27 protein-coding genes are annotated in these 22,668 nt (G+C 54.3%); 25 read left to right on the top strand and 2 right to left on the bottom strand.

The genetic code is table 11. The annotated features are described in order from the left end of the window. Positions 1–11: 11 nt before the first annotated feature. The 15 genes from ACQ0MK_RS11500 to ACQ0MK_RS11430 all read left to right on the top strand — a co-directional run bounded on the left by ACQ0MK_RS11500 (position 12) and on the right by ACQ0MK_RS11430 (position 13,177). Complete coding sequence (locus ACQ0MK_RS11500) at positions 12–590, top strand: hypothetical protein (protein ID WP_430472711.1); 579 nt, start codon at positions 12–14, stop codon at positions 588–590. A gap of 255 nt (positions 591–845) precedes the next feature. Further along, complete coding sequence (locus ACQ0MK_RS11495) at positions 846–2,780, top strand: hypothetical protein (protein ID WP_430472710.1); 1,935 nt, start codon at positions 846–848, stop codon at positions 2,778–2,780. Continuing rightward, on the top strand, positions 2,780–3,214 hold the full coding sequence (locus tag ACQ0MK_RS11490) for a hypothetical protein (protein ID WP_430472709.1): 435 nt from the start codon (positions 2,780–2,782) through the stop codon (positions 3,212–3,214). The genes ACQ0MK_RS11495 and ACQ0MK_RS11490 overlap by 1 nt, the downstream gene beginning before the upstream one ends. A gap of 29 nt (positions 3,215–3,243) precedes the next feature. Beyond that, positions 3,244–4,668: a hypothetical protein gene (locus tag ACQ0MK_RS11485; protein ID WP_430472708.1), complete on the top strand. Its 1,425-nt coding sequence runs from the start codon at positions 3,244–3,246 to the stop codon at positions 4,666–4,668. A 52-nt stretch (positions 4,669–4,720) separates the two neighbouring features. Then, positions 4,721–5,818 (top strand): phage head spike fiber domain-containing protein, encoded by a 1,098-nt coding sequence (locus ACQ0MK_RS11480; RefSeq protein WP_430472707.1) that lies wholly within the window; start codon positions 4,721–4,723, stop codon positions 5,816–5,818. A gap of 9 nt (positions 5,819–5,827) precedes the next feature. After that, a complete protein-coding gene (locus tag ACQ0MK_RS11475) occupies positions 5,828–6,169 on the top strand; it encodes a hypothetical protein (protein WP_430472706.1) in 342 nt (113 codons plus the stop codon). An 80-nt stretch (positions 6,170–6,249) separates the two neighbouring features. Then, positions 6,250–7,239: a hypothetical protein gene (locus ACQ0MK_RS11470; protein ID WP_430472705.1), complete on the top strand. Its 990-nt coding sequence runs from the start codon at positions 6,250–6,252 to the stop codon at positions 7,237–7,239. A gap of 194 nt (positions 7,240–7,433) precedes the next feature. Then, on the top strand, positions 7,434–7,847 hold the full coding sequence (locus ACQ0MK_RS11465) for an MbcA/ParS/Xre antitoxin family protein (protein ID WP_430472704.1): 414 nt from the start codon (positions 7,434–7,436) through the stop codon (positions 7,845–7,847). Beyond that, positions 7,844–8,557 carry an RES family NAD+ phosphorylase gene (locus tag ACQ0MK_RS11460; RefSeq protein WP_430472703.1) on the top strand — a complete coding sequence of 238 codons (714 nt, stop codon included), beginning with the start codon at positions 7,844–7,846 and terminating at the stop codon, positions 8,555–8,557. The genes ACQ0MK_RS11465 and ACQ0MK_RS11460 overlap by 4 nt, the downstream gene beginning before the upstream one ends. Before the next feature lie 341 nt (positions 8,558–8,898). Continuing rightward, positions 8,899–9,144 carry a type II toxin-antitoxin system ParD family antitoxin gene (locus ACQ0MK_RS11455; RefSeq protein ID WP_430472702.1) on the top strand — a complete coding sequence of 82 codons (246 nt, stop codon included), beginning with the start codon at positions 8,899–8,901 and terminating at the stop codon, positions 9,142–9,144. 257 nt (positions 9,145–9,401) lie between these two features. Continuing rightward, positions 9,402–10,961 carry a phage terminase large subunit gene (terL, locus tag ACQ0MK_RS11450; protein ID WP_430472701.1) on the top strand — a complete coding sequence of 520 codons (1,560 nt, stop codon included), beginning with the start codon at positions 9,402–9,404 and terminating at the stop codon, positions 10,959–10,961. Between the two features lie 270 nt (positions 10,962–11,231). Continuing rightward, complete coding sequence (locus ACQ0MK_RS11445) at positions 11,232–11,537, top strand: hypothetical protein (protein ID WP_430472700.1); 306 nt, start codon at positions 11,232–11,234, stop codon at positions 11,535–11,537. A 204-nt stretch (positions 11,538–11,741) separates the two neighbouring features. Further along, a complete protein-coding gene (locus ACQ0MK_RS11440) occupies positions 11,742–12,059 on the top strand; it encodes a hypothetical protein (protein WP_430472699.1) in 318 nt (105 codons plus the stop codon). Next, positions 12,049–12,513, top strand: coding sequence for a cell wall hydrolase (locus ACQ0MK_RS11435; protein WP_430472698.1), 465 nt, complete (start codon positions 12,049–12,051; stop codon positions 12,511–12,513). Before ACQ0MK_RS11440 ends, ACQ0MK_RS11435 begins: the two co-directional genes overlap by 11 nt. A gap of 175 nt (positions 12,514–12,688) precedes the next feature. Continuing rightward, positions 12,689–13,177, top strand: a complete 489-nt coding sequence (locus ACQ0MK_RS11430; RefSeq protein WP_430472697.1) for a 3TM-type holin — start codon at positions 12,689–12,691, stop codon at positions 13,175–13,177. Positions 13,178–13,234: 57 nt separating this feature from the next. Here ACQ0MK_RS11430 and ACQ0MK_RS11425 read toward each other — a convergent pair whose 3' ends face one another. Then, entirely contained in the window at positions 13,235–13,549 is a 315-nt protein-coding gene (locus ACQ0MK_RS11425) for a hypothetical protein (protein ID WP_430472696.1), read from the bottom strand. Between the two features lie 383 nt (positions 13,550–13,932). Here ACQ0MK_RS11425 and ACQ0MK_RS11420 point away from each other — a divergent pair, with 383 nt between their 5' ends. The 5 genes from ACQ0MK_RS11420 to ACQ0MK_RS11400 all read left to right on the top strand — a co-directional run bounded on the left by ACQ0MK_RS11420 (position 13,933) and on the right by ACQ0MK_RS11400 (position 17,191). Further along, entirely contained in the window at positions 13,933–14,403 is a 471-nt protein-coding gene (locus tag ACQ0MK_RS11420) for a helix-turn-helix domain-containing protein (RefSeq protein WP_430472695.1), read from the top strand. Between the two features lie 6 nt (positions 14,404–14,409). Continuing rightward, positions 14,410–14,631, top strand: coding sequence for a hypothetical protein (locus tag ACQ0MK_RS11415; protein WP_430472694.1), 222 nt, complete (start codon positions 14,410–14,412; stop codon positions 14,629–14,631). Positions 14,632–14,672: 41 nt separating this feature from the next. Beyond that, entirely contained in the window at positions 14,673–16,052 is a 1,380-nt protein-coding gene (locus tag ACQ0MK_RS11410; RefSeq protein WP_430472693.1) for an AAA family ATPase, read from the top strand. Next, complete coding sequence (locus ACQ0MK_RS11405) at positions 16,045–16,680, top strand: RloB family protein (protein ID WP_430472692.1); 636 nt, start codon at positions 16,045–16,047, stop codon at positions 16,678–16,680. Before ACQ0MK_RS11410 ends, ACQ0MK_RS11405 begins: the two co-directional genes overlap by 8 nt. Before the next feature lie 151 nt (positions 16,681–16,831). Further along, a complete protein-coding gene (locus ACQ0MK_RS11400) occupies positions 16,832–17,191 on the top strand; it encodes a DUF952 domain-containing protein (protein WP_350043223.1) in 360 nt (119 codons plus the stop codon). Positions 17,192–17,360: 169 nt separating this feature from the next. Here ACQ0MK_RS11400 and ACQ0MK_RS11395 read toward each other — a convergent pair whose 3' ends face one another. Then, positions 17,361–18,470 (bottom strand): NADH:flavin oxidoreductase, encoded by a 1,110-nt coding sequence (locus ACQ0MK_RS11395; protein WP_430472691.1) that lies wholly within the window; start codon positions 18,468–18,470, stop codon positions 17,361–17,363. Between the two features lie 155 nt (positions 18,471–18,625). Between ACQ0MK_RS11395 and ACQ0MK_RS11390 the strand changes: the two genes are divergently transcribed. From ACQ0MK_RS11390 to ACQ0MK_RS11370, 5 genes are all read left to right on the top strand, one after another. Beyond that, entirely contained in the window at positions 18,626–19,009 is a 384-nt protein-coding gene (locus ACQ0MK_RS11390) for a winged helix-turn-helix transcriptional regulator (protein ID WP_430472690.1), read from the top strand. A 90-nt stretch (positions 19,010–19,099) separates the two neighbouring features. Further along, positions 19,100–20,233 carry a quinone-dependent dihydroorotate dehydrogenase gene (locus ACQ0MK_RS11385; protein ID WP_430472689.1) on the top strand — a complete coding sequence of 378 codons (1,134 nt, stop codon included), beginning with the start codon at positions 19,100–19,102 and terminating at the stop codon, positions 20,231–20,233. Between the two features lie 152 nt (positions 20,234–20,385). Continuing rightward, entirely contained in the window at positions 20,386–21,267 is an 882-nt protein-coding gene (locus tag ACQ0MK_RS11380) for a TIGR01459 family HAD-type hydrolase (protein WP_430472688.1), read from the top strand. Between the two features lie 270 nt (positions 21,268–21,537). Continuing rightward, the gene (locus tag ACQ0MK_RS11375) at positions 21,538–21,789 is read left to right on the top strand and encodes a hypothetical protein (RefSeq protein WP_430472687.1); all 252 of its coding nucleotides are present in this window, start codon (positions 21,538–21,540) and stop codon (positions 21,787–21,789) included. Positions 21,790–22,050: 261 nt separating this feature from the next. Then, on the top strand, positions 22,051–22,509 hold the full coding sequence (locus tag ACQ0MK_RS11370) for a pyridoxamine 5'-phosphate oxidase family protein (protein ID WP_430472686.1): 459 nt from the start codon (positions 22,051–22,053) through the stop codon (positions 22,507–22,509). Positions 22,510–22,668 lie beyond the last annotated feature (159 nt).

Genomic DNA, 22,668 nt, shown 5'->3' with positions numbered 1-22,668 from the left:
GGGGGGATCAGATGGCGTTGAGTGATGTGGCATTGTGTGCGCGGGCCTTGGTGATGATCGGGGCGGCACCGATTTCATCGTTTGAGGAAGACACGGCGGAAGCGGAAATTGCCCGTCTGCTTTATCCGACCATTCGCGATGGCATGTTGGCGGGCTATCCGTGGCGGTTTGCGGCGCGCGGTGTGTGGCTGGCGCGGTTGGTATCGGGTGATGACGGGCAGGGTCCGCAAGGCGGCAGCCATTTATTTGCCCTGCCGCGTGATTTTATCCGGTTGCTGTCGCTTGAAAATGACGGCGGTAAAATCACCCGGTTTGAGCTGCGTGACCGGGCTGTTGTGTGTGATGGGGAAACGGCCTGGCTTTCTTATGTCGGGCGCTTGGCCGAGGGCAGCTTTCCACCGTGGTTTGATCTCGCCCTGATTGCGCGGTTGGCGGCTGAATTCTGCCTGCCACTGACTGAAAGCAGCACACGGGCGGAATATCTGTTTAAGCGATCCGAAGATCAGTTTCGTCAAGCCCGCCTTGCCGATGCGCAGCAATCCACCCCGCAGGAGATTGAGGGGTTTTCGCTGATCGCTGCACGGGGGTAGGGCGGCGAGAACTGCGCATGTTGTGCGAATTCCCGCCGTCGCGGGGATGACGTTCGTTCGATGCACGTATTTTTGCCGTCCGTCGTTCCCGCGCCGGGACCCATTCCGTCGCAACATTCCAGTAGCAGCATGGATCCCCGCCTTCGCGGGGATGACGGCGCCTGAAACAGCAGGCTGGACCGAATTTCATCCACCCGCAGACACGGGCCACGAACTGCAAGCTTTTAAGCCGTCACTTTCATCAAGGAGCCGCCAATGGCACGCCGCGTTTTGGAGAAAAACACATTCTCGACCGGGGAACTTGCGCCGGAACTTTGGGGGCGGTCGGATTTGACAGCCTATGCCAATGGGGCGGCACGGTTGCGCAATGTGTTTATCGAACCATCGGGCGGGGTGCGTCGCCGTCCCGGCATCCGGTTGGTCGATGAGCTGGACGGACCGGTTCGCCTGATCACGTTTGAGTTCAATACCGAACAAACCTATCTTCTGGCCTTTGGTGATAAACGTGCGGTGGTGTTTGAAGACGGGGTGGCAACGCGCTGGTTTGAAACCCCGTTCGGGGTTGAGCATCATGATCTTTTAAACTGGACGCAAAGTGCCGATACGCTTTTGGTTGTCCATCCCGATGCATCGCCGGTGCGACTGACCAGAACACCATCGGGTGACTGGCGCATGACCCTGTGGGTCTGGCGCGCAACCAATTATGACACTGCCCAGCCCTATTACAAATTCATTGATCCTGCGGTGACTTTAACCCCGTCGGGGACCAGCGGGTCGGTAACAATTACAGCCAATGCGGATGTGTTTGTTGACGGGCATGTCGGCACATTGTGGCGGATTACCGGGATTGAGGGCGAAGTCACCCATGTTGCCGGGCCAAGAGTGGCAACCCTTGCGCTGAAAGACACCTTGCCAAATACCGATGCCACCATCGACTTTAGCGAGCAGGCCTTTTCCGATGTGCGCGGATGGCCGCGCAGTGTGACATTCCATCAGGACCACATGGTGATTGGTGGATCGCGCGATTTGCCCAATAGGTTGTGGATGTCAAAATCGGGCGATTTGTTTAATTTCGACCTGGGCGAAGGCCTTGATGACGAGGCGATTGAATTTGCCCTTTTGGCCGATCAGGTCAATGCGATTACCGGGGTGTTTGCCGGGCGGCATTTGCAGGTTTTCACCAGCGGGTCGGAATGGATGGTGACGGGCGATCCATTGACTCCCGCCAATATTCAGATCACCCGGCAAACCCGGATCGGCAGCCAAAGCAAGCGCACAGTGCCGCTGGTTAATATTGACGGGGCGACGATCTTTGCCGGGCGCAGCGGGCGGGAAATTCGCGAATTTCTGTTTACCGATGTCGAGCAGGCCTATGGATCGGCTGATCTGGCGTTGCTATCGCGCCATCTGGTCAATGATCCGGTCGATCAGGCGTTTGATGCCGATCGTCGGTTGCTGCATGTGGTGATGGGCGATGGGTCGCTTGGAACCCTGACCCTGTATCGGTCTGAAGCCATCACGGCCTGGTCGGCGCAAAGTGTTGCTGATTGCCAGTTTCAATCGGTTTCGGTTTCCGGGGGCGATGTCTATGTCTGCCTGCGCCGGGGGGATCGGTATTATCTTGGCGTGTTTGATGAAGCTTGCGGGTTTGATCTGCAAACCAATCAAGATGTTGGCGCCAATGAAGCCGCCCGACGCCATTGGGGAAATCTGGATGCGCTTGATGGCTTAACGGTCAGTGCATGGGCGGAAGGCACATTGAGTGATGGCCTTTTGGTGGCCGGTGGCACCGTGACATTGCCGGAAAACGTTGGTTCGGTTTCTTCGGTCAAAATCGGGGTGCCCTTTACCCATGAAATTTATGCCCTGCCACCGGCGGGACGCGATGGCAGTCGCCCGCATGGCGGCAATGCGGTGCGGTTGGTGTCGCTGACATTGCGGTTACAGCAAAGCGGGCAGCTTCGCGTTGATACAGGGCGCGGATTGCGCGACGTTGCCTTGCCGGTTTCGGATGCGAAGACAGAAACGGAACCAGACGCACTTTATAGCGGGGATATCACCTTGCGAAGTCTGGGGTGGCGGCGCGGCAGTGGCGGGACAATCAACAGTGGTTTATGGCGCATCGCCGGGGAAAATCCCCGGCCTTTTTTATTGTTGGGTGCGGCAAGCGAAATGGGGGTGAATGACTGATGGGCGGGTTTACATCAATTGTGCCAATGGCCGCATCGGCCTTGCAAACCGGGCAAAAAATTCAGGCAGGTCAGGCCGATGCCCAAAGCCAGATTAAACAGGCCCAAGCCGCCCGACAGGCCGAACTGGGCGACCTTGCCGCCAAGCAAAAACAACAGGATGCGACGCGCGAAGATGCCCTGCGCCGCCGACAGGCAAGCCTTCGTGCCCGGCAAGGGGCATCGGGGCTTATGGCCGGTGGATCTGGTTCTGCCAGTGCGGTTTTGGCCGGGTATGAAAAATCCGCCTTGCAGGACGCGGCATCGGATGAGGCGGAAGCAACCCGCAAACGTAATCAGATCAACAATCAGGCAAGCTGGCGCGAAAAGTCTCTTTTGCGATCAACGCAGGATGACACGGTCGCGCGCCTGACCGCGTGGTTTTCGCAACGCTGATCAAACGCCGATTAAGGGGGAGGCAGGATATGGGCACGGTTTTTTCCAATCAACAGGTCGCATCGATCCGGTTCGAGGGCGACGGCGCACGCACCGCCTTTCCGTTTGATTTTGAAGTGTTTGACAGCGGCGATCTGCGCATCACGATTGATGGTGACGAGATCATTTCGGGGTTTCACATCAGCCTTGGAACAACTGGTCAAATCGGTGGCCAAATCGGTGGTCAAACCGGCGGAACAGTTAAGTTTGAAACCCCGCCTGCCATGGGCAGCACGATTACAATCGCGCGGGTGTTGCGATTGCGGCGGTTAAGTTCCTATGACGCCATGTCGGTCCCGCGCGGCGATGCGATTGAACGTGATCTTGATTTTATCACCGCTGCGATTGGCGATGTGGATCGCGGGCTTGGTGGCACAGTTCGATTGGCGGCGGGGGATGTTGATCTGGCATCGGCGGAATTGCCCGACATCACGCCGGGTCGGGCCTTGGTCTGGAACGCCGATGGGGATGGCATCGCCAATGGCCCGCAAGCGCAAGAGATCAGCGCGGCACAGGATCACGCCACGCGGGCCACCGATGCGGCGAACCGGGCGGAGGCCGCCGAAACGCGCTGCGAAACAGCACGGAAATCCTTTGGTCGCGAAGATGCCGGTGCGATGCTTGATCTTGATTTTCGCAGCGGCAATTTGCTGGCGTGGGAGGATGAGCGCCGGATGCCGGTTCTTGATGCGCCGGTCAACCGGATCATGGATATCCGCGATACCGGATCGCTTGTTCGGTTGTCCAACGGGGCGCGATTGACCCTGCCCAATGCGGCGATTGCACGCAATGGGGTGCGATACCGGGTGTTTAACGGCGATGGGACATTGGTGGATGTGACCGCCGCGAGTGGCGATGTGATTTTGCCAACCAATGGGGCGGCGCAAAACGCGATTTATGGCCTGCCGTTGCGTGGCGATATGGTTGATGTAATTTGCGATGGCGGGCGGTGGATTGCCTGCCCGGTGCGCGAAGCCGGACCTTTGGTCAAATTGTTGAAAACCGGTAGCCAAAGCATCCCGGCCGGTGGGGCGTTTTTGATCGAATGGGATCAGGTGATTGAAGACAGCCACAGTCTTTATGACATCGCCCATTTCGGGCCGATGGGAGTGCCGCCGGGCTTTTATCATATTGATATCGGGGTGCGGTTTCCGGTGACAGACGAAACGGTGATGACGACCTTATCGGTTGAACGATATGACGGCATAAACTGGTCAAGCCACCTTCAGGCCAATGATATCACTGCGATTGGCACGGGGGCGGCGCATACATTGCGCTTAAGCGGGATGGCGCGGATTGATGCGGGGGCGGCAAACGGATTGCGGGTGCGTCTGGCCCATACAGACAGTACGACGCGCGACATCGGGCAAAGCGATCTTTTGAGCTTTTTCCATCTGCACCGCATTGGTGGTTAATCCCCGCAATTCCGCCAATTATCCGACATTTCGTTTCAAGGAGATGCATCCAATGGGATTGCGTTATCAGCCGCTTGGCACCTGCATGAAGCTTTCACGTGCGAGCACCAAATTGATCCGTGGCGAAAACGGATTGTTGCACAGCCATGCGATTGATCAGCCGGGTTTTGATCATGATGCCTTGGGGCGCAGGCGGGGGATTTTGATCGAAGGTCCTGCCACCAATGCATTGCGTTATTCCAACGATTTTACCAATGCACTTTGGGAAACAAATGCCGGGGTGACGGTTACCAGCAGCCTGATTGCTGCCCCGGATGGCAGCATGAGCGCGACACAGCTTACCCTTCCCGGTGGCGCGGATGGGCTTTATCAGGATGTCGGTGATCTTGATGTTGGTGAAACGTATAGCTTTGCCATCTGGATGCGGACTGTTTCCGGCGTTGCGGATATTACCCTTGGCGGGATCAACGGGGCATCGAGCCACGCGGTTTTGGTCGATGAGACCTGGAAGCGTGTCTGGATTTCCGAGGCCGCATCGGGCAGTGCCCGCTATCCCAAAATAAGCACCACCCTTTCCGGCCTTCCGACATCGATCCTGATCTGGAATGCGCAGCTTGAATTGGGGGCAGTCCCAACCAGCGATATCATCAGCGGCGGCATTCCGGTCACACGGGCCGGGGATGATGTCAGCCTTGATCCGGGTGACTGGTTTGCCCAAGGGGCCGGGACATTTGTCTTTGATCTTGAAACCGCATCGGGCTGGCAGGGCATCTGGCGGATATTGCAGCTTTATTCGACAAGCCTTGATGAGGATCATCTTGATCTTGGTTATGACAGTGCCGCCGATCAGTTGCGCATCTCGCTGCGCCGGGACGGGGTGCCGATCATCACCCAGTCACTTTATGGCACGTTGGCCCCCGCGACCTGCCACCGGATTGCACTTGCATGGGAGGATGACGGGGTTGCGGTGGGGCTTGATGGGGTGGTTTTAAAATCCCCGGATGGCTTTGCCATGCCGCGCAATTTTTCCAAGATCGTGCTGGGGTCTTATGACGGGGTGGATAGGCACCTTAACGGGCATTTGCGCAATCTGGCCTATTGGCCTGAGCGGCTTTCAGATGCGCGGTTATCAGCACTTTGCACAGCGTAAGGATCGGCGATGGGGGAGCCAGAAAAGAGCGATCCGTTGGCGGATTTGCGCGCGGAGATGTTGCGCGATTTGCCCGGTGACATCAGCCGGGTGCGCAAGGCCTATCGCCGGGCGGCACAGCAGGCAGCCCTTTTGCGCGATGCCAAGGATTTCACCGCCCATCAAGCGGCCTGCAAGGCGGGGCTTGGCCATCTTGAAATCCTGATCAAGCTTTTGCGCTGGGCGTCTGGTGCAGAGAATGATGCGTTGAGCGGCAAGGCGAAGGAGGGGGAGAGTTTGGATGTCGAGAAACTGATCAAGGAGGCGCGGGGGGCGTTGGGGGAGGGGAAGTTGAAGGAGACTTACCAATAGTTAGCGCTTAAAATAGGGTTTTCATCCGAGCAAGATTCGATCAATTCTGCAACAATAGGAAACCGTTGAGGGTGTTTCTAATGAGTGAAATGAAAAACAGAGACGCAGAAACAGGGTCGAATCATGATCAGGTTAAAACTATTCTTGAAGCCGATATCAGATCATTTGTCTTGGAAAACCTTCCATATGATCGGGCTAAAACAGCGACGGTTGCCGAGTTAAAGGCGAAGAGTGCCGAAGAGCTGTTGCTCTATTACATGAATTGGCTTCAAAGGCTTGTGCCTAATCTCCCGAGGCGGGCGCATCTATCCTCATCTTTGCTGCTTAATCCCTTGTTCTTGGAATACAAAGACGCATTCGCAAAAATCAGAAACCTAATTGAAACAGGTGCTTCGTTACAGTCGTATCTTAGTCACAGAGTTGAGCTTGGTTACGTTCGTGACAAGAAGCTTAAAAATCGTCAGCATTTGGATCTGCTTTTTAGTGAGTGTGGCATCCATCATTTGCATTTGGATAAAAAGCCTAACCCGGAACGCAAAGGTCTTGGATCCGATCATTTGCTTTTCTGCATTTTCAGGCAAAATGACGCCTATCTGATTGATATCTTGCCGCATAACCAAGATGGGTTATGGGCTGATAGTAGTTTGTTCAGAACAATAGTAGAGAACTGGCCAAACCATAATTTGCTGGTTCGATCCCCAAGTGTTCAAGAAGAATTGCGAGAGCACAATGCGACAGAGCACCTGATCCAGAGGAACAAAGGGGCCAACTCATCAATATGTATTGATGGTCAGGCATTCTTTGGAACTGGAATGATGTCACATGCGGGACTGTCTCAACATTTGACCCTTATGTATAAAAAGCTTGTTTGGCCCGAGTTGTTCAAATTTTACTATAGATGGCAAACTGACAGAGAACAGCTCTGCACAGAGCTTCTAGCTCAGGGAGCTTATTTGTCTTCGTCGTCAAACCCAAGATTCCACATTGATCCAGATGGCAGGTTCGGCGTTTTTGAGCATTCTCAGAAAGCATTTATGTGTTTGGGAAAACTGGCTCTTTTGTTGAACTGACTTGGAACGCAAAGGGCAGGAAATAAGCAACGTTTGGCCGCCCGGCATATCTAAGACGGGGTGATTTTCGCTTTATGTTGATGTTATCGACACATCACGCCGACGTGTCGAAATTTTGTGGTTTTATCGACATAACGCCTCAGATTTGCCATTTGGCATAAATGTGATATATTTTTGCCAAATGGAGGTGCGTGATGGAATTCGCGATTGTAGAGCCGATTGGCGCGCGGCCCGGTGCGGCGGTGATTACCGAGGATGAGGCGGCGGCATTGGCGCGGGCCACGGTCAATCTGTTTGGTGTTTGGAATTTAAGCGATCAGGAAGCGCGCGTGTTGCTGGGCGATATGCCTGCGCGAACATGGGCGCGATGGAAGAAAAAGGATATCGGGCGGATTGATCGTGATTTGCGTACGCGCATGGCGATGCTGATCGGGATTCATAAGGGGCTGAGATACCTGTTTCGCGATCCGGCGCGTGGTTATGCCTGGGTTCGCAAGCCCAATGCGGCGTTTGGCGGTGCAAGTGCGCTTGAAGTCATGATGCGCGGCGAGATCATGGATATTGCCGATATCAGAAGCTACCTTGATGCGGAGCGTGGCGGCTGGTGAGTGCGGTGAAAGAAGGACCGGATGATGTGCCAGCCAAGCATGTTGCGTGGCCGCACTGTGTTCGGATGATCCGGTCGATCTATCCGCCGATTGACCTGTTTGAAGACATTGCCGATCCCGCCGACTGGGAAGCATTGGCATCGGCTGAAGCCAAGATGAACCCGCGCATTCGAGACAGTATTGGCAATCTGGCCAAGGTGCCGGTCGCCCGCCGCGTCGCGGGGCCGGGGGCCAGTTATGTGATGGCGCCGTTTGTTCATTGCTCGCCCCATCGGCCGGGGCGGTTTTCCGATGGTACATATGGGCTTTATTACGCGGGCGACAGCCGGTCCGTGGCGATTGCCGAAACCGTGCATCATCATGCGCGTATGATGCGCGCAACCGATGAAGCACCGGGCTGGACATCGCAGTTTCGCGAGCTGATCGGCAAGATTGATCATGTGTTTGACGATGTGAGCGGCATGGGAGATCTGCTTGACCCTGATGATTACGCCGCGTCACAGAAATTCGGCGCGGCACGGCGGGAAGCCGGATCGGACGGGATTTACTGGCCCAGTGTGCGCTTTGATGGCGGCAAATGCATTGCGGCATTCTGGCCCGATGTGGTGCCGATCCCCGTACAGGGCGATCATTTTTCCTATCACTGGAACGGCGAGGCGGTCGATTATGTCCGCAACCTTGCCAGTGGAGAGACATGGCGGGTGATATGAACTCGCGCGATGTTATATCGCAATTGCAGAAACGATGAATACCAATATATAATACATATTGGTATTAGGGGCCAGACTCGTTCACATAACCGCCCCGGCAACTGATATAAAGGAAAACTCTGCGTCAAATTCCTTGACCGGGGATCACCCCGCTCGGCGGTCTTTTCCTAGTGTTTTCCTTTATATCAGTTGTTCTTCGGATCACCCGTATTTACACGGGCTACTTTGGCGCAAAACCTTGAAAGATGTATATCTTCCTGCGGTTTTGCTTCGCGTATCCGCACAAATACGGGTGACCGGGGTGGTTATGTGAATGAGTCTGGACCCTAAGGAGGCCCGTCATGGCGCGCAATACATCGGTTTCGTTGGGGGATCATTTCACCGGTTTTATCGACGGACAGATCCAGTCGGGGCGTTACGGCTCGGCCAGTGATGTTGTGCGGGCGGGATTGCGGCTTTTGGAAGAGCATGAGGCGAAAGTCCGTGCCTTGCAGGATGCGCTGAAAGAGGGCGAACAATCGGGCGCTGCGACACCGTTTGACGGTGAGGCCTTCCTAGCGCGCATGCGGGCCAAGCATGGCGGGTAATTCGCGATATCGGCTTTCGCCGCGGGCAGAGGCTGATCTTGAAGATATCTGGCTTTACACACAGTAGCGCTGGTCCGGAACGCAGGCAGGTAGCGCCATCGAGGTTGTCCGTATCCTGCATGGCCGGATGGATGTGAACCGACATCTTTGACGACAACGGGTTTCGGTTCGTTCTTCGGCCCATTTTTTGTTTCCAGACAGGTTAAGTGAATTTGCAAAACCGGCGATGTAAGCCGCCGGAACGAAGGGGTGTGGGCATGTCACAGGTGATTGAGCGCAGCCATGAGACGTGTGCCCGTTTTGCCGAATTCGTCTGGATCTGGGATCAGAGGTTGGGGTTGTCCTTGCCCGCCCATCACCGGAGAATGGCCGATTGGCTGGAAGAATGTTGGCAGTCGGGTCGGCGCGAAATGCTTCTGATGGCGTTTCGTAATTCGGGGAAGTCAACGCTGGTCGGGTTGTTTTGTGCCTGGCTTTTGTATCGCGATGCGGATTTGCGCATTCTGGTTCTGGCGGCGGATCTTGATCTGGCGAAAAAGATGGTGCGCACTGTGAAGCGCGTGATTGAACGTCATCCTTTGTTGGCGGCCCGTCTGCCGGAACGGTTGGTGGATTGGGGGAGTGAGCGGTTTACCGTTACCCGCGCGGGTGTTTTGCGTGATCCATCGATGCAGGCGGTGGGGATTGGCGGCAATATCACCGGGTCACGCGCCGATATCGTGATTTGCGATGATGTTGAGGTTCCGAAAAATAGCGATACGGCCCATAAACGATCGGAATTGCGCGAAAAGTTATCCGAAATTGCCTATGTCCTCTCGCCCGGTGGGGCGCAGCTTTATGTTGGCACCCCGCACAGTTTTTATTCGATCTATGCCGATGAGGTGCGCCCGGAAACCGGCGAAGTGGCGCCGTTTCTGGATGGTTTTTCACGTTTTATGTTGCCCATCGTCAATAAGCACGGGGCGTCAAACTGGCCGGAGCGATTTGATGATGCCGCGATTGCCGACATGCGGGCGAAAACGACGGATCGTAAATTTCAAAGCCAGATGATGCTTGAAATGGTCGCCCCGGTTGCCGGGATGCTGGATCCGGCGAAGCTTCATTATTATGACGCCAGTACCGAAATCGACTATGTCAATGGCCGCATGTGCCTGTCGATTGGCGGACGCAAGATGGTGGCAAGTGCGTGCCATTTTGATCCGAGCTTTGGGGCGATGAACGGCGATGGGGCGGTGGTGGCCTGCGTTTATATCTGCGATCAGGGTGAATATTGGCTTCATGATATCGCATGGCTTCGCACCATTGATCCGCAAGAGCACGGTCATGACGGGCAGGGCCAAAGCGTTTGGCGCGATGAAGCCAGCCAGCTTTGTGACCAGGTGGCCGAATTTATGGTGCGCAATCATTTGCCATCGCTTCGGGTCGAGACCAATGGCATTGGCCGGTTTTTGCCCAATATCCTGCGCCGGGCCTTGAAACAGATCGGATGGGCGGCCAGCGTCGTAGAACATTATGAAACGACCCATAAGGCGACCCGGATCGAAGATGCGTTTGGGGCTGTGATGGGGGCCAGGTTGCTTCATGTTCATCAGTCGATTGGCAAAACGCCGTTCCTGCGCCAGATGCGCGAATGGCATCCCGATGGAAGCAAAGCCGATCACGGATTTGGCAAAGGGCAGGATGACGGGCTTGATGCGGTTGCCGGATGCATTTTAAGCGAGCCCGTGCGCCTTCCAAGGGTCGATTTACCGTTAAAACGGGCGGATTGGCGGGCAAATAGTGGTGTTTTCCATGCACAAAATCGTTTCAATCCGTAAACACATAAAAACTTTTCGCACAATCTCAGGTGGTTAGCGGGGTTAAGTATCACTTTTGTGAAATATTCATGGAAAATTCAGGTTTAATGCTTACGTTTATTATATGAAAGCATAGTAAAGGCATTTTTAACCTATACTAAAGGGCAGTTTAAGCCAAGCCAGACACGGGTGGATTGCAGGAAACGGCCAAGGTCAATTTTTTGATCAATTTAGCAGTGCAGGACACCAAGACGCCCCTTTGGGCGCACCTGACTGTCAGGAGGCCTGACCATGTGGAGAACACTGAGCTTGATTGCTGTAATGGCAGGTGCCGTTACAGTGGCGATCCCGGAAGCCTCGGCATCCCCGGTGTGCGGTGATCGCAGTAAAGTCATCGACAGCCTGAGTGCCAAATATTCCGAAGAACCGGTTGCTGTTGGCGTGACCTCGAACGGTGGCGTGATCGAGGTGCTTAAGGCACCCGACGGGCAAACCTGGACCATCTTGTTTACATATCCATCCGGGCCAAGTTGCCTTGTCGCCTCTGGCGAGGCCTGGCAGGATCTTGAAGAAAAGCTTAAAGGACCAGCGGCTTAGAGCAGGCATTATGATTGATGCCGCCTGACGACGCTGCCTGCAACGGGTGCTCCGCCAACATCAAAGTTGGCGTGATGCGCCGGTGACCAGAGTTTTGTACCGCTCATCGAATTCGGGATGTGCCCGATGCAGATGACCTCCCTTGACTGACCCGCAATCCGATTGGTTTGCGGGTCTTTTTTTGTGCAAATCACGAGGCCCTCTATGACGGAGCTGACCCAACCTGTCGATGTGATCTGGTGGATTACGGCGGTGGAAATCCCCGCTGTTGCCAGCCTGTTCTGGCTTCATTGGCGCATGCGATCCGAACTTCTGACCCGGATAGAAGACCAACGAAGCCGCCATGACCGGGATGTTGGCGACCTGCGCGACGGTTTGGCGGAATTCAAGCTTGATGTCGCGCGCAATTACGTCTCGATCCCGTATCTCAAAGACATTGAAAAACGCCTCACCGGCCATTTGCTTCGGATAGAGGCAAAGCTTGATGTCCCGATTAAAAAGGAACCCGCCCATGAGCATTGATCTTAAATCCCGACCAAGCCAAACCGCCGTTGACCCCGAAAGTTTGAGCGAAACAGAAATCCTTGCCCGCACCCTTTATGGCGAGGCGCGCGGGGAAGAGCTTGCCGGGATCGAGGCGGTGGCATCGGTGATTTTAAACCGGGTGGCATTTGCCCAAAAACGCGGTCGGTATTGGTGGGGGAGTGATGTTAAGGGCGTGTGCCTTAAACCGGCACAGTTTTCCTGCTGGAACGCGGGGGACCCCAACCGCAAAAAGCTTCTGGCACTCAGCGCGCGTGATCCGGCATACCGTCTGTGCAAGCGCATTGCCCATCGGGCGGTGGCGGGGGATCTTTGCGATCAGACCGACGGGGCGACGCATTATCACACGGTGGCGGTTGATCCTTATTGGGCGCGTGGCCATGTGCCGGTTGCCGAGATCGGCGGGCATTTGTTTTATCGCGATATTGGATAATTTGATCGGTCGTATTGGCGTCAGAGTGGGCAGAAAAGCGCCATTGGCCAAGAACCTGCTGCTTCTCACGCTGTTGCAATTACGTGATGCGCGGGTTCTTCCAATGCACCTTTTCCGCCGCGTCCTCTGACGCCAATTCCTTTAATCTGCTTCGCATTCCTAAAGGAGGTATCAGGTGATACCAGCTCTCCTTGCCCAAATCGGCCTACCGCTTTTGATCAAAGCGGTCGGTGCCGGGCTTGATCATATCGACAACCCGATTGCCAAAACCGCGGCGAAGGGCCTTAAACAGGTTGAGGCCGCCGTGACCAAGGGGGATGTCACCCCGGCCGAAATCATTGAGGCCAACCGTCACACTGAGCGCATGGCCGAACTTGAGCTTAACCGCGATACCGAGACGCTTAAATCGGTCAACCGCACCATTCGGGCCGAAGTCGCCAGCGAAGATGCGTTTGTGCGCCGCTGGCGGCCAAGTTTTGGCTATGCCGTTGCCCTCACATGGATCATGACCATGGGGGCAATTGCCTATGCCATCATCCTCACCCCGCTTCAGGCCCCGGCGATCATTGCTGCATTGGTCAATACCAGCCCGATCTGGGGCATTGCGCTTGGTGTGCTTGGGGTCAGCGTGGTTAAGCGTAGTGCAGACAAAAAGCTGCAATAGTTGGGACGCGGGGCGCGCGTCAGGAAGGATGCGCGCGGAGGACGCCCCGTTTTCTTGTTATTTCAAGATCGGTGCCAACTCGGCGCTGATATACATTGCCAGCGTGATCAGTGCGACACCGGTAAGGGCATAGGCCGCCACGGTCGGCAGATATTTCTTTTTGGGTTTCGTGTTCTTGGCACTGGCATCATCAACCAAATAATTCGGGCCGCGCAACACGACATTCGGTTTTTCAACCTCGTCATTCGATGCCCAACGATGGCGGTTTTCCGGCAGGTCAACGCGCGGACGATCGGCATTTTTCGTCCCCTTGCACATTTGGGGCGTCATGTTTGAATGCTGATTGTTAAAGACGGGCTGACAAAGGGTCATGACGTTTCTCCTTCCGGGCAAGGTGCCTGTTTCGTGATGGCCTGATCCTACGTTTTTGCGCGGGAAGGTCTATATGGCAGTGTGTTGCCTCTATGTTAGTGGAGTGTAGGAAAGGGGGCGGTTGCCGATGCCATCGTTCTCACACGGCTTCAGGCCCTGGTGATCATTGCAGCATTGATCAATGTCAGCCCGATTTGGGGGATTGCGTTGGGGGTTCTGGGGGTGAGTGTGGGTAAGCGGCGTGGGGATAAGAATGTGCGCAGGTTATTTCGAATATTTCGATTGTTTCGAATATTGCGTTTATGGTGGGGCGGGCATATGATGCAGATGCATCTCGGGGCGCATGCGCCTCAAGCTGCGGGAACAGGGAATGGAGATGAGAGATGTCGGCAATTCGCAAAGACGATTTTGGCGGTCGATTGCCAACGCAGATCGAGAGTGCGACGGCGGATCAGCTTCGCCGGATTATTGCTTCGCAGACCAAGGAAGGTGAGGATACCAAGCTGACCGTCATGCCCGGTAACGGGAAGCCGGAAACAATTACATTGAGCCCGGCATTAACGGAAAGCCTGATGGATTTGTTGCGGCTGGTGTCGAGCCGTCAGGGATTTCAGATGATTCCGCTTTCGGCAGATTTGACGACGCAACAGGCGGCAGATCTGTTGAATGTATCCCGGCCTTATTTGATCAAGCTGCTTGAGGCAGGCGACATCAATTATGCCACCGTCGGGCGGCATCGTCGGATCAAGGCCGAGGATTTGTTTGCCTATAAGGAAGCCCGGGATGCAGAGCGCCGAGAAGCCTTGTCCGAACTGGCAAAAATGGACGCAGAGCTTCTTTTGGAAGGGTACTAAGCGCAGATGACATATCGGGCAGACCATTTTACAGCACTTCTTGATGCCTGTGTTCTGGCCGATGTGTTCAAACGTAACCTTTTACTTCACCTTGCCGAGGCCGAACTTTTCCGCCCGCGCTGGAGCCCGCAAATCCTTGATGCGCGCAAAAAAGGGGACTGTCCCCTTTTTCCGGGGGATTGCGTTGGGGGTTTTGGGCGTGAGTGTGGTGAAGCGGAGTGCGGATAAGAGGGGGTAGGCTAGTTTGGAAGTATCAAGTTTGTCATTTTATGCGGATATTTGTTGATATTTTGCAAATTTCACGTAAAAAGGGCATTCAAATTTTGTTGGAGAGTTCCATCGTGTTGCTGCGATTTGCTGTTTCAAACTTTCAGTCGATCTATGAAAGACAAGAGATTTCTTTTGTCGCGAGCAAGCTTAAAGATTGCAGCGACGGTCTGATAAATCATTCTGCGGTGCCCGGGATAGATATTTTGCCAGTTTGCTTGGTTTATGGAGCAAATGCTTCGGGTAAGAGTAATGTTATCAATAGTTTAAGATACATGAAAGCTCATGTTCTCTACTCTCATAGTAAGGGAAGTCCCGAAGGTGGAGTTCCGCGGAGCAAGTTCGCCTTGGCAGATGAAGATAGCTCAGACAACAAAGAGCTGTCTTCAATGGAGATTGATTTTGTTGTTGACGGAGTTAGATATCATTACGGCTATGAATATGACGATCAGTCATTCCAATCCGAGTGGCTTTATTCTTATCCCGAAGGCGTGAAAAGAACGTTGTTCGAGAGGGTGAGCCCTACCTCTGTGGTGCCAGGAAAGACACTGAGGGGAGAGAAGAAGACGCTGGAAACATTGATGAGGCACAATAGTCTTTATGTTTCTGTAGCTGCTCAAAATAACCATGAGCAACTCTCATCTGTGTATAAGTTCTTTAGGGATATTAAGTTTAACGCCGCGATATCCGTCGATCAAAATATGGTTTCTAGAAGTTTCCAAAAAAGCGATATCGACAACCGCGCTATTAAATTCTTAGGAATGATTGGTACCGGGGTTACTGGGGTACGCAAGACTAAACTTGAGGTGGAGCCGGACGGCGAAATAGCTTCTTTCAGAAAAGAGTTCAGCAACATTCTTCAAAAATACGTGGGATCGGTAAACTACGAAAAGGCGATAAATGAGGACAGGTTTTCAGTCGAATTGTCTCATTCCGCAAAAAGCGGTAAGGAGGTTTATTTCAAAATTGAAGATGAAAGTGCTGGTACCCGTCGTCTTTTAGTTGTCCTGTCTTCCGTTTTTAAAGCCTTGGATGCAGGTGATACTGTCGTAATTGATGAGATAGATGCAAGTTTGCATACCAAGGCAAGTGAAGCTATCGTCAAGCTCTTTTTGAATAAGAAGACAAATCCAAAAGGTGCGCAGTTGTTGGCGACGACTCACGACACAAACATGCTCATTGCTAAATGCATGAGGAGAGATGAAGTGTGGTTTGTTGAGAAGGACGATTTTGGCGCAACTGAATTGTTCCCTTTAACTGATATTGCGACGCGCAAAACAGATGACATTGAAAAGGGTTATCTGCAGAGCAGGTTTGGTGCGGTCCCGCCTGAGTTGAATGTTGAAGACGTTCTTTGTGACGAGGGTGACTTGGATGGCTAGGAAGGTAGCTCGTTTGGACAGGCGTCGGGCCAAAAGAACCGCTAAGGCCAAATACTACTTGCTTTGTGAGGGGGCAAACACGGAGCCTGACTATTTCAACTGCCTAAAGAATGTGGCCTGCTCAAATTTGCTGGAAATTGAGATTGTCGGGGGAGGTGGGGTGCCGCTAACCTTGGCGGACAAGGCCGTTGATAAGGCAGTGTCTCTTGGCTTGACTCGCAGAAAGGGAGCAAAGAAGCCGAGAGAGTCGTTTGAGGAGAGCGACAAAGTGTGGGCTGTGTTTGATCGTGATGAGCACCCAAACTTTGACGAAGCTATTCGTCGATGCGATGGGGCTGGGGTCGGAGCGGCGTGGTCCGATCCATGTTTCGAGCTATGGTTGCTCTTGCACATTAAGGAGTATGATCGTGCGTGTACGCATCACGAAGCTCAGGATGATTTGCAAAAGCTCTTGGAGGGATACAGTAGGGGGCGCGGCAAAACATGTGATTTCTCTGAGATACTTAAAAATATTAAGATTGCGGAAGGGCGTGCAGAGCGGCAGCTTAACCGACGCTCAGAAGAAGGGGCGGAGAAAAACCCTTCCACTAATGTTTATAAATTAACTCGCGAACTCAGAAAAAAATAGTATTTGGTTCGTTCGTTTTTTGCGTAAAAGGTGACAGTCCCCTTTTATACGGATATCCGAGGTGTCGGGCGATAATTTTACCTATGGGTAAAATTGAGGCTTCTGCAATTTGGGCCTTGTTGTTGGTGGTCTGTGGACATAAATTCCCCTCATGACAAACACATTAGACACCACGATCTTCCGTGTGCTGGGTTCGGATGAATGGGCGACTGCCCTTGCGACCGGCAAGTATGACGGTGCTGCGCATGATAAGGCCGATGGCTTTATTCATTTTTCGACCCGTGACACGCTGGCCGCGACATTGGCGCTGCATTATGCCAAGCGCACCGGGTTGCGGTTGCTGCATGTGACGGTGGCCTCGGTCAGGGACAAGCTGAAATGGGAACCGGCGCGCGGCGGTACCTTGTTCCCGCATTTATATGATGTGCTGTCGGTCGAGCATGTCACGCGGGTCGATGAATTGCCGCTTGATGATAACGGCGTTCACATTTTGCCGGAAGATTTGCGCTAGGTGCTTTCGGCTGTGATTAGGCCGATCAAACGAAAACCGGGCAGCACCATATCGGTGCTGCCCGGTTGTTTTTTGCGTTTGGGGGAAACGCAAAAGCGATCAGGGATGACCGCGCGGGTAGGGTTGGGGGTTCGAGGTGGTGCTTGGTGATGCTTGGCGGTTTGAGGGGTTAAACCAGTTCGGCCAAAGCAGCGGCGTTGAAATCTTCAAGCTGATCAAACGCGCCTTTTTGAACTTTGTTGGTCCACTGGGGATCGGAAATCAGCGCACGGCCAACCGCGATCAGATCAAATTCGTTGCGTTCCATGCGCTCGACCAAGCCATCAAGGTTGGATTTTTCCGATGCTTCACCGGAAAATGCGCCGATGAAATCAGATGACAGGCCGACAGAGCCAACAGAAATCGTCGCAGCACCGGTCAGCTTTTTGGCCCAACCGGCAAAGTTCAGACCCTTTTCACCGTCAAGTTCGGGGAATTCCGGTTCCCAGAAACGGCGTTGGGATGCGTGGATGATATCAACCCCGGCTTCAACCAACGGGCCAAGCCAATCGGTCATTTCATCGGGGGTGGTGGCAAGGCGGGCGGTGAAGTCCTGCTGTTTCCATTGGCTGACACGTAGGATGATCGGGAAGTCTTCACCGACGGCAGCACGCATGGCCGCAACCACTTCGCGGGCAAAGGTGGACCGTTCCTTGATCGTTTTGCCGCCAAAGCGATCGGTGCGCAGGTTCGTGCCCGACCAGAAGAACTGATCGATCAGATAGCCGTGCGCGCCATGGATTTCAAAGGTATCAAATCCGGCATTTTTGGCATCAAGGGCGGCCTTGGCAAAGGCAGCAATGGTGTCGGCAATGTCGGCATCCGTCATGGTGTTGCCGCGTGGCTCGTTCGGGCCAAGCAGGCCGGACGGGCTTTCGACCGGGGCATCGGGTTGCCATTCGGTATATCGGGTTGAGCCGGTATGCCAGAGTTGCGGGCCCATTTTGCCACCGGCCCCATGCACGGCCTTGGCAACATTGGCCCAGCCGGCAATCGCATCATCGCCATGGAAGAACGGAATGCCCGGATCATTGCGCGATGCCGGACGGTTGACCACGGTGCCTTCGGACAGGATCAGGCCAACGCCGCCTTCGGCACGTTTGCGGTAATATTCGGCATTGATCGCACCCGGAATGCCGTTTTCGGCCTTGGTCCGGGTCATCGGCGCCATGACGATACGGTTAGGAAGTTCAAGGGATTTCAGCTTGAACGGTTGGAACAGAATATCTGTGTTCGACATCGGGAATCTCCGAATCTGATGAAAGTCTATGATTGACACTAGATATCTGATATATACCTAGTGTCAATTAGGCACTTGAAAGAAACCAGGTATACAAAAGGAAACCGTACATTGCTGGTTGTGTGCCATACAGTCGGAAAGACAAGGAGGGCGTGATGGAAATGAAGGAATGTTCGGTCAAGGAATTCCATGCGGATTGCCCGTGTCGCGGGCTGATTGATCAGATCGCCGATAAATGGTCGATGATGATCCTGGCCGTTCTTGCCGACGGGCCGCTTCGGTTTAATGCGATCAAGCGCGGGTTGGAGGGGATAACGCAAAAGGCCCTGACCCAGACGTTGCGCAAACTTGAACGCAACGGGATTATCGAGAGGCGGGTTATTGCGACGTCCCCGGTCGCGGTTGAATATGAAATCACCGATCTGGGCCGCACGCTTATCGAGCCGTTCAAGGCACTTTATATGTGGACCAAGGACAAGATGCCCGAAGTCGAAGCCGCACGGGCGGCATTTGATGCGCGGTTGGAAGAGGTGGTTTAAGACCCGCCCTTTACGCTATTGATCCTTGCCCATCGGCGCTCAGCCGCGTAAGAAAAGGACAGGTTTTAAACGCTTGAGGGAGCCTGTCGCGTGGGGTGGTATAAGTCACTGGTATTGCCGATTGTCCGTTGGATGGATGCAGAGAGTGCGCATGGTCTTGCCATCTGGGCGCTGAAAAACAATCTGGTGCCGCGCGAAGATGGCGCGAGGGATGCAACACCAAGCCTTGAAACCGAACTGTTTGGCCGCAAATTTGCCAATCCGGTCGGGCTTGCTGCCGGGTTTGATAAGAACGGTGAAGTTCCCAATGCTGCCCTGTCTCACGGGTTCGGTTTTGTTGAAATCGGATCGGTCACCCCGTTGCCGCAACCGGGCAATCCCAAACCGCGCCTTTTCCGTCTTTATTCCGACCGTGCAGTGATCAACCGCATGGGGTTCAATAATGACGGGGCGGAGGCGGTTGCCGCGCGCCTGCGCAAACGTGCGCGCCGTGGCGTTTTGGGGGCCAATCTGGGTAAGAACAAATATTCCGAAGATGCGGCATCTGATTACGCCAAAGGGGTCGAAGCCCTTGGTCCCTATGCCGATTATCTGGTGGTCAATGTTTCCTCGCCCAATACGCCGGGGCTTCGTGCACTTCAGGGGCGCGCACCGCTTGAGAAGCTTTTGAAGGCGGTGCTTAAGGCGCGGAATTCCTTTGCCAAGGGCGTTCCGGTATTGCTTAAGGTCGCACCGGATCTGACCGAGGATGACAAATCCGACATTGCGGCGGTGGTGATGAAGGTCAAGCTTGATGGCATGATTGTATCGAACACCACGATTGATCGCCCGGTCGGGTTGAATAGCTATGATCAGGATGAAAAGGGCGGTCTTTCCGGCCCGCCTTTGATGGAACCATCGACCAAGGTTCTGGCCGATTTTTACCGCCTGACCGAAGGCAAAATCCCCTTGATCGGGGTTGGCGGGATTGCATCGGGCAAGGATGCCTATGAGAAGATCCTTAATGGTGCGTCGCTTGTGCAGCTTTATTCGTCGCTGGTGTATCACGGGATGGAGCTTGTCAGTGACATCAAGGAAGACCTTGAACGGCGTCTGCGCAAGGATGGCTTTGCCAATGTGTCTGATGCGGTTGGTGCTGCCTTCCCGGAAATTTCGGGCAAGGGCATTCCGGTTGATGAAGCCCGCGCGGCTAAGGAAGCACAGGCTGCAAAGTCTAAGGGGTGAGCTTGCCTTCCGGATGGATGCCCGCCTTTGCGGGCATGACGGGTAAACGGCACGATGTATGGTTGGGCACTCTTATCCCCGCGCAGGCAGCCCCGCGCAGGCGGGGACCTCGACCCGCAAGTATAACTGTTAAGCAGAAACGGAAAACACACATGCCGACCACGCCCTATAAAATGATCAATGGCCTTTCGGAAGTGATCGGCACATATGATGCCGTGATCCTTGATCTTTGGGGGGTGGTGCATGACGGGGTTAATCCGTATCCAAGCTCGATCCCGGCCATGACCGCGTTGAAAAATGCCGGTATTCCGGTGGCTTTGTTGTCGAACGCGCCGCGCCGGTCCTCGGTTGTGACCGCACGGATGGAAGATATGGGCATTGCGCGCGATTTATATGGTCCGGCGGTGGCATCGGGCGAAATCGCCTATGCCCAGCTTGTGAAACGTTCTGACCCCTGGTATGCCAAATTGGGGCGCAAGGTCCTGATGGTCGGGCCGGTGCGTGATATGTCGATGTTTGAAGGGCAGGATGTCGAGATCGTTAAAACGGTCGAAGATGCCGACTGGGTTCTGATCACCGGGCCGAACGAAGACCATGACCCTGTGTCAAAATACGAAGACCTTTTGCATGCGCTGAAGGCCCGCGATTTGCCGGTGCTGTGCCCGAACCCGGACCGCGAAGTGATCCGGGGTGGGGAACGCATCATTTGTGCCGGTGCCATTGCCGGACGTTATGAAGAACTTGGCGGCAATGTTCGCTGGGAAGGCAAGCCATTGGCCAGTGCCTATGATTTCTGCCTGCAGATGTTTGACAAGGGCCCGGATGCCAAATTGCTGGTGGTCGGTGACAGCATTTCGACCGACATTGCCGGATCAAACAATGCCGGGCTTGATGTTGTGCTTGTCACCGGTGGTATTCACGCCGCCGAGCTTGATGCCCCGCGTGGGACGTTGCCTGACAAGGGGAAGCTTGATGCACTTCTTGAGGCCACAGGTCGGCACATTACCTATGCGATGGGGGATTTCTGCTGGTAATGCGCTACCTTTGGTTTACCTATCAAGGGTAGGAAAACTGGGTTTCTCTGGTAAAATTAACATTATGATTGTCTAATTTCTCTTCTGAATGAAAATATCAGGAGGAAGTCGTGCCAAATTATCTTGTTAATAAAAACGCACAATCAACAGGCGAGCATGAAGTGCACGAAAGTACGTGCGGTCAGCGCCCCGATTATCCGAACCAACAACAGTTGGGGCTTTATGCTAATTGCCATGAAGCTGTGAATGCAGCGAAGAATTATTATCTGAATGTCGATGGCTGCTATTATTGCTGCAATCCCTGTCATACCCGATAGTGAACGTGTAATGCGCGAGATCACGATTGAAGAACTGGCGGAACGTATCAACCGGAAAAGAGCCGAGCTAGGTTTGTCCGGTACAGGTGACGTGCTGCCAAATTCTGGACGTCGACGCACCGAAAGCAAGCGAGCTCTTTTGCGCAATATTGCTGCTGCGGCGGCCGAGCGTGGTGAAGAGCCGCCGTTCAAGGCGAATTACTGAGGCTGATTTTCAAGTGATGTCTTGATATCTGATGTGCCCGCTTTCTGATGGAAGGCGGGTTTTTTGTTGTGCGGGTGGTGCTTGTGGGGCGAGATCCCCGCCGTCGCGGGGATGACGGGTGTTTTCAGGCAAAGGGGCTAACCGTCATGCCCGCATAGGCGGGCATCGCGAGGTTGGGGCATGTGCCGTGCATGTTTCCATACTGGCCTACATGGTGGCGGGATGCCAGAATGAGGCGGCGCCACAGGAAGGAAGTGCCCCATGCTCAATGATGATATTCGCGATTATGCCGACCGCTCGGTTCTGTGCTGGTTGGCAACAACGTCCGAAGACGGGCCGTCGGTCAGCCCCAAGGAAATCTTTGCCTGCTTTGGTGAAGATCGCATCGTCATTGCCAATATTGCCTCGCCAAACTCGGTAAAGAATATCGGTGATGAACCGCGTGTTTGTGTCAGCTTTGTCGATGTGTTTTCGCAAAAGGGCTGGCAGCTTTATGGGGATGCGGTGTTGTTGCGGGCAGGTGATGACGGGTTTGAGGATCGCAAGGCGATCTTGCAAGAACTGGCCGGGGATGCGTTTCGGGTCGCGACCCTTTGGGATGTGACCATAACCAAGGCCAAGGAAATCATAGCGCCGAGTTATCGGTTTAACCCGGATGTGAAAGAGGCCGATATGCGCAAATCTGCCATGCAGACCTATGATGTGAAACCGGTCGATTAAGTCTTCGGGTATGCTGGCGGGATTTGAAGCGGTGGCACTGCGGGCTGGATTCCCGCGTGCGCGGGAATGACGGGATTGGCGGTCGTGACTGTATCGGCGCGCGCTTCACTCGGTCGTCACGCCCGCTGACGGCGGGAGTCCATGGGGCTGCGGGTCCGG

Origin of the sequence: Thalassospira lucentensis (genome assembly GCF_050516545.1) — a bacterium.
Taxonomy (GTDB): Bacteria; Pseudomonadota; Alphaproteobacteria; order Rhodospirillales; family Thalassospiraceae; genus Thalassospira; species Thalassospira lucentensis_C.
This window is presented reverse-complemented; position numbering and strand designations above follow the sequence as displayed.

Excerpts from the sequence above, each read along its gene's own strand:
- ACQ0MK_RS11500 (WP_430472711.1), top strand. The coding sequence starts at position 12 with ATGGCGTTGAGTGATGTGGCATTGTGTGCGCGGGCCTTGGTGATGATC.
- ACQ0MK_RS11495 (WP_430472710.1), top strand. The coding sequence starts at position 846 with ATGGCACGCCGCGTTTTGGAGAAAAACACATTCTCGACCGGGGAACTT.
- ACQ0MK_RS11490 (WP_430472709.1), top strand. The coding sequence starts at position 2,780 with ATGGGCGGGTTTACATCAATTGTGCCAATGGCCGCATCGGCCTTGCAA.
- ACQ0MK_RS11485 (WP_430472708.1), top strand. The coding sequence starts at position 3,244 with ATGGGCACGGTTTTTTCCAATCAACAGGTCGCATCGATCCGGTTCGAG.
- ACQ0MK_RS11480 (WP_430472707.1), top strand. The coding sequence starts at position 4,721 with ATGGGATTGCGTTATCAGCCGCTTGGCACCTGCATGAAGCTTTCACGT.
- ACQ0MK_RS11475 (WP_430472706.1), top strand. The coding sequence starts at position 5,828 with ATGGGGGAGCCAGAAAAGAGCGATCCGTTGGCGGATTTGCGCGCGGAG.
- ACQ0MK_RS11470 (WP_430472705.1), top strand. The coding sequence starts at position 6,250 with ATGAGTGAAATGAAAAACAGAGACGCAGAAACAGGGTCGAATCATGAT.
- ACQ0MK_RS11465 (WP_430472704.1), top strand. The coding sequence starts at position 7,434 with ATGGAATTCGCGATTGTAGAGCCGATTGGCGCGCGGCCCGGTGCGGCG.
- ACQ0MK_RS11455 (WP_430472702.1), top strand. The coding sequence starts at position 8,899 with ATGGCGCGCAATACATCGGTTTCGTTGGGGGATCATTTCACCGGTTTT.
- terL (WP_430472701.1), top strand. The coding sequence starts at position 9,402 with ATGTCACAGGTGATTGAGCGCAGCCATGAGACGTGTGCCCGTTTTGCC.
- ACQ0MK_RS11445 (WP_430472700.1), top strand. The coding sequence starts at position 11,232 with ATGTGGAGAACACTGAGCTTGATTGCTGTAATGGCAGGTGCCGTTACA.
- ACQ0MK_RS11440 (WP_430472699.1), top strand. The coding sequence starts at position 11,742 with ATGACGGAGCTGACCCAACCTGTCGATGTGATCTGGTGGATTACGGCG.
- ACQ0MK_RS11435 (WP_430472698.1), top strand. The coding sequence starts at position 12,049 with ATGAGCATTGATCTTAAATCCCGACCAAGCCAAACCGCCGTTGACCCC.
- ACQ0MK_RS11425 (WP_430472696.1), bottom strand. The coding sequence starts at position 13,549 with ATGACCCTTTGTCAGCCCGTCTTTAACAATCAGCATTCAAACATGACG.
- ACQ0MK_RS11420 (WP_430472695.1), top strand. The coding sequence starts at position 13,933 with ATGTCGGCAATTCGCAAAGACGATTTTGGCGGTCGATTGCCAACGCAG.
- ACQ0MK_RS11415 (WP_430472694.1), top strand. The coding sequence starts at position 14,410 with ATGACATATCGGGCAGACCATTTTACAGCACTTCTTGATGCCTGTGTT.
- ACQ0MK_RS11410 (WP_430472693.1), top strand. The coding sequence starts at position 14,673 with ATGCGGATATTTGTTGATATTTTGCAAATTTCACGTAAAAAGGGCATT.
- ACQ0MK_RS11405 (WP_430472692.1), top strand. The coding sequence starts at position 16,045 with ATGGCTAGGAAGGTAGCTCGTTTGGACAGGCGTCGGGCCAAAAGAACC.
- ACQ0MK_RS11400 (WP_350043223.1), top strand. The coding sequence starts at position 16,832 with ATGACAAACACATTAGACACCACGATCTTCCGTGTGCTGGGTTCGGAT.
- ACQ0MK_RS11395 (WP_430472691.1), bottom strand. The coding sequence starts at position 18,470 with ATGTCGAACACAGATATTCTGTTCCAACCGTTCAAGCTGAAATCCCTT.
- ACQ0MK_RS11390 (WP_430472690.1), top strand. The coding sequence starts at position 18,626 with ATGGAAATGAAGGAATGTTCGGTCAAGGAATTCCATGCGGATTGCCCG.
- ACQ0MK_RS11380 (WP_430472688.1), top strand. The coding sequence starts at position 20,386 with ATGCCGACCACGCCCTATAAAATGATCAATGGCCTTTCGGAAGTGATC.
- ACQ0MK_RS11375 (WP_430472687.1), top strand. The coding sequence starts at position 21,538 with ATGTCGATGGCTGCTATTATTGCTGCAATCCCTGTCATACCCGATAGT.
- ACQ0MK_RS11370 (WP_430472686.1), top strand. The coding sequence starts at position 22,051 with ATGCTCAATGATGATATTCGCGATTATGCCGACCGCTCGGTTCTGTGC.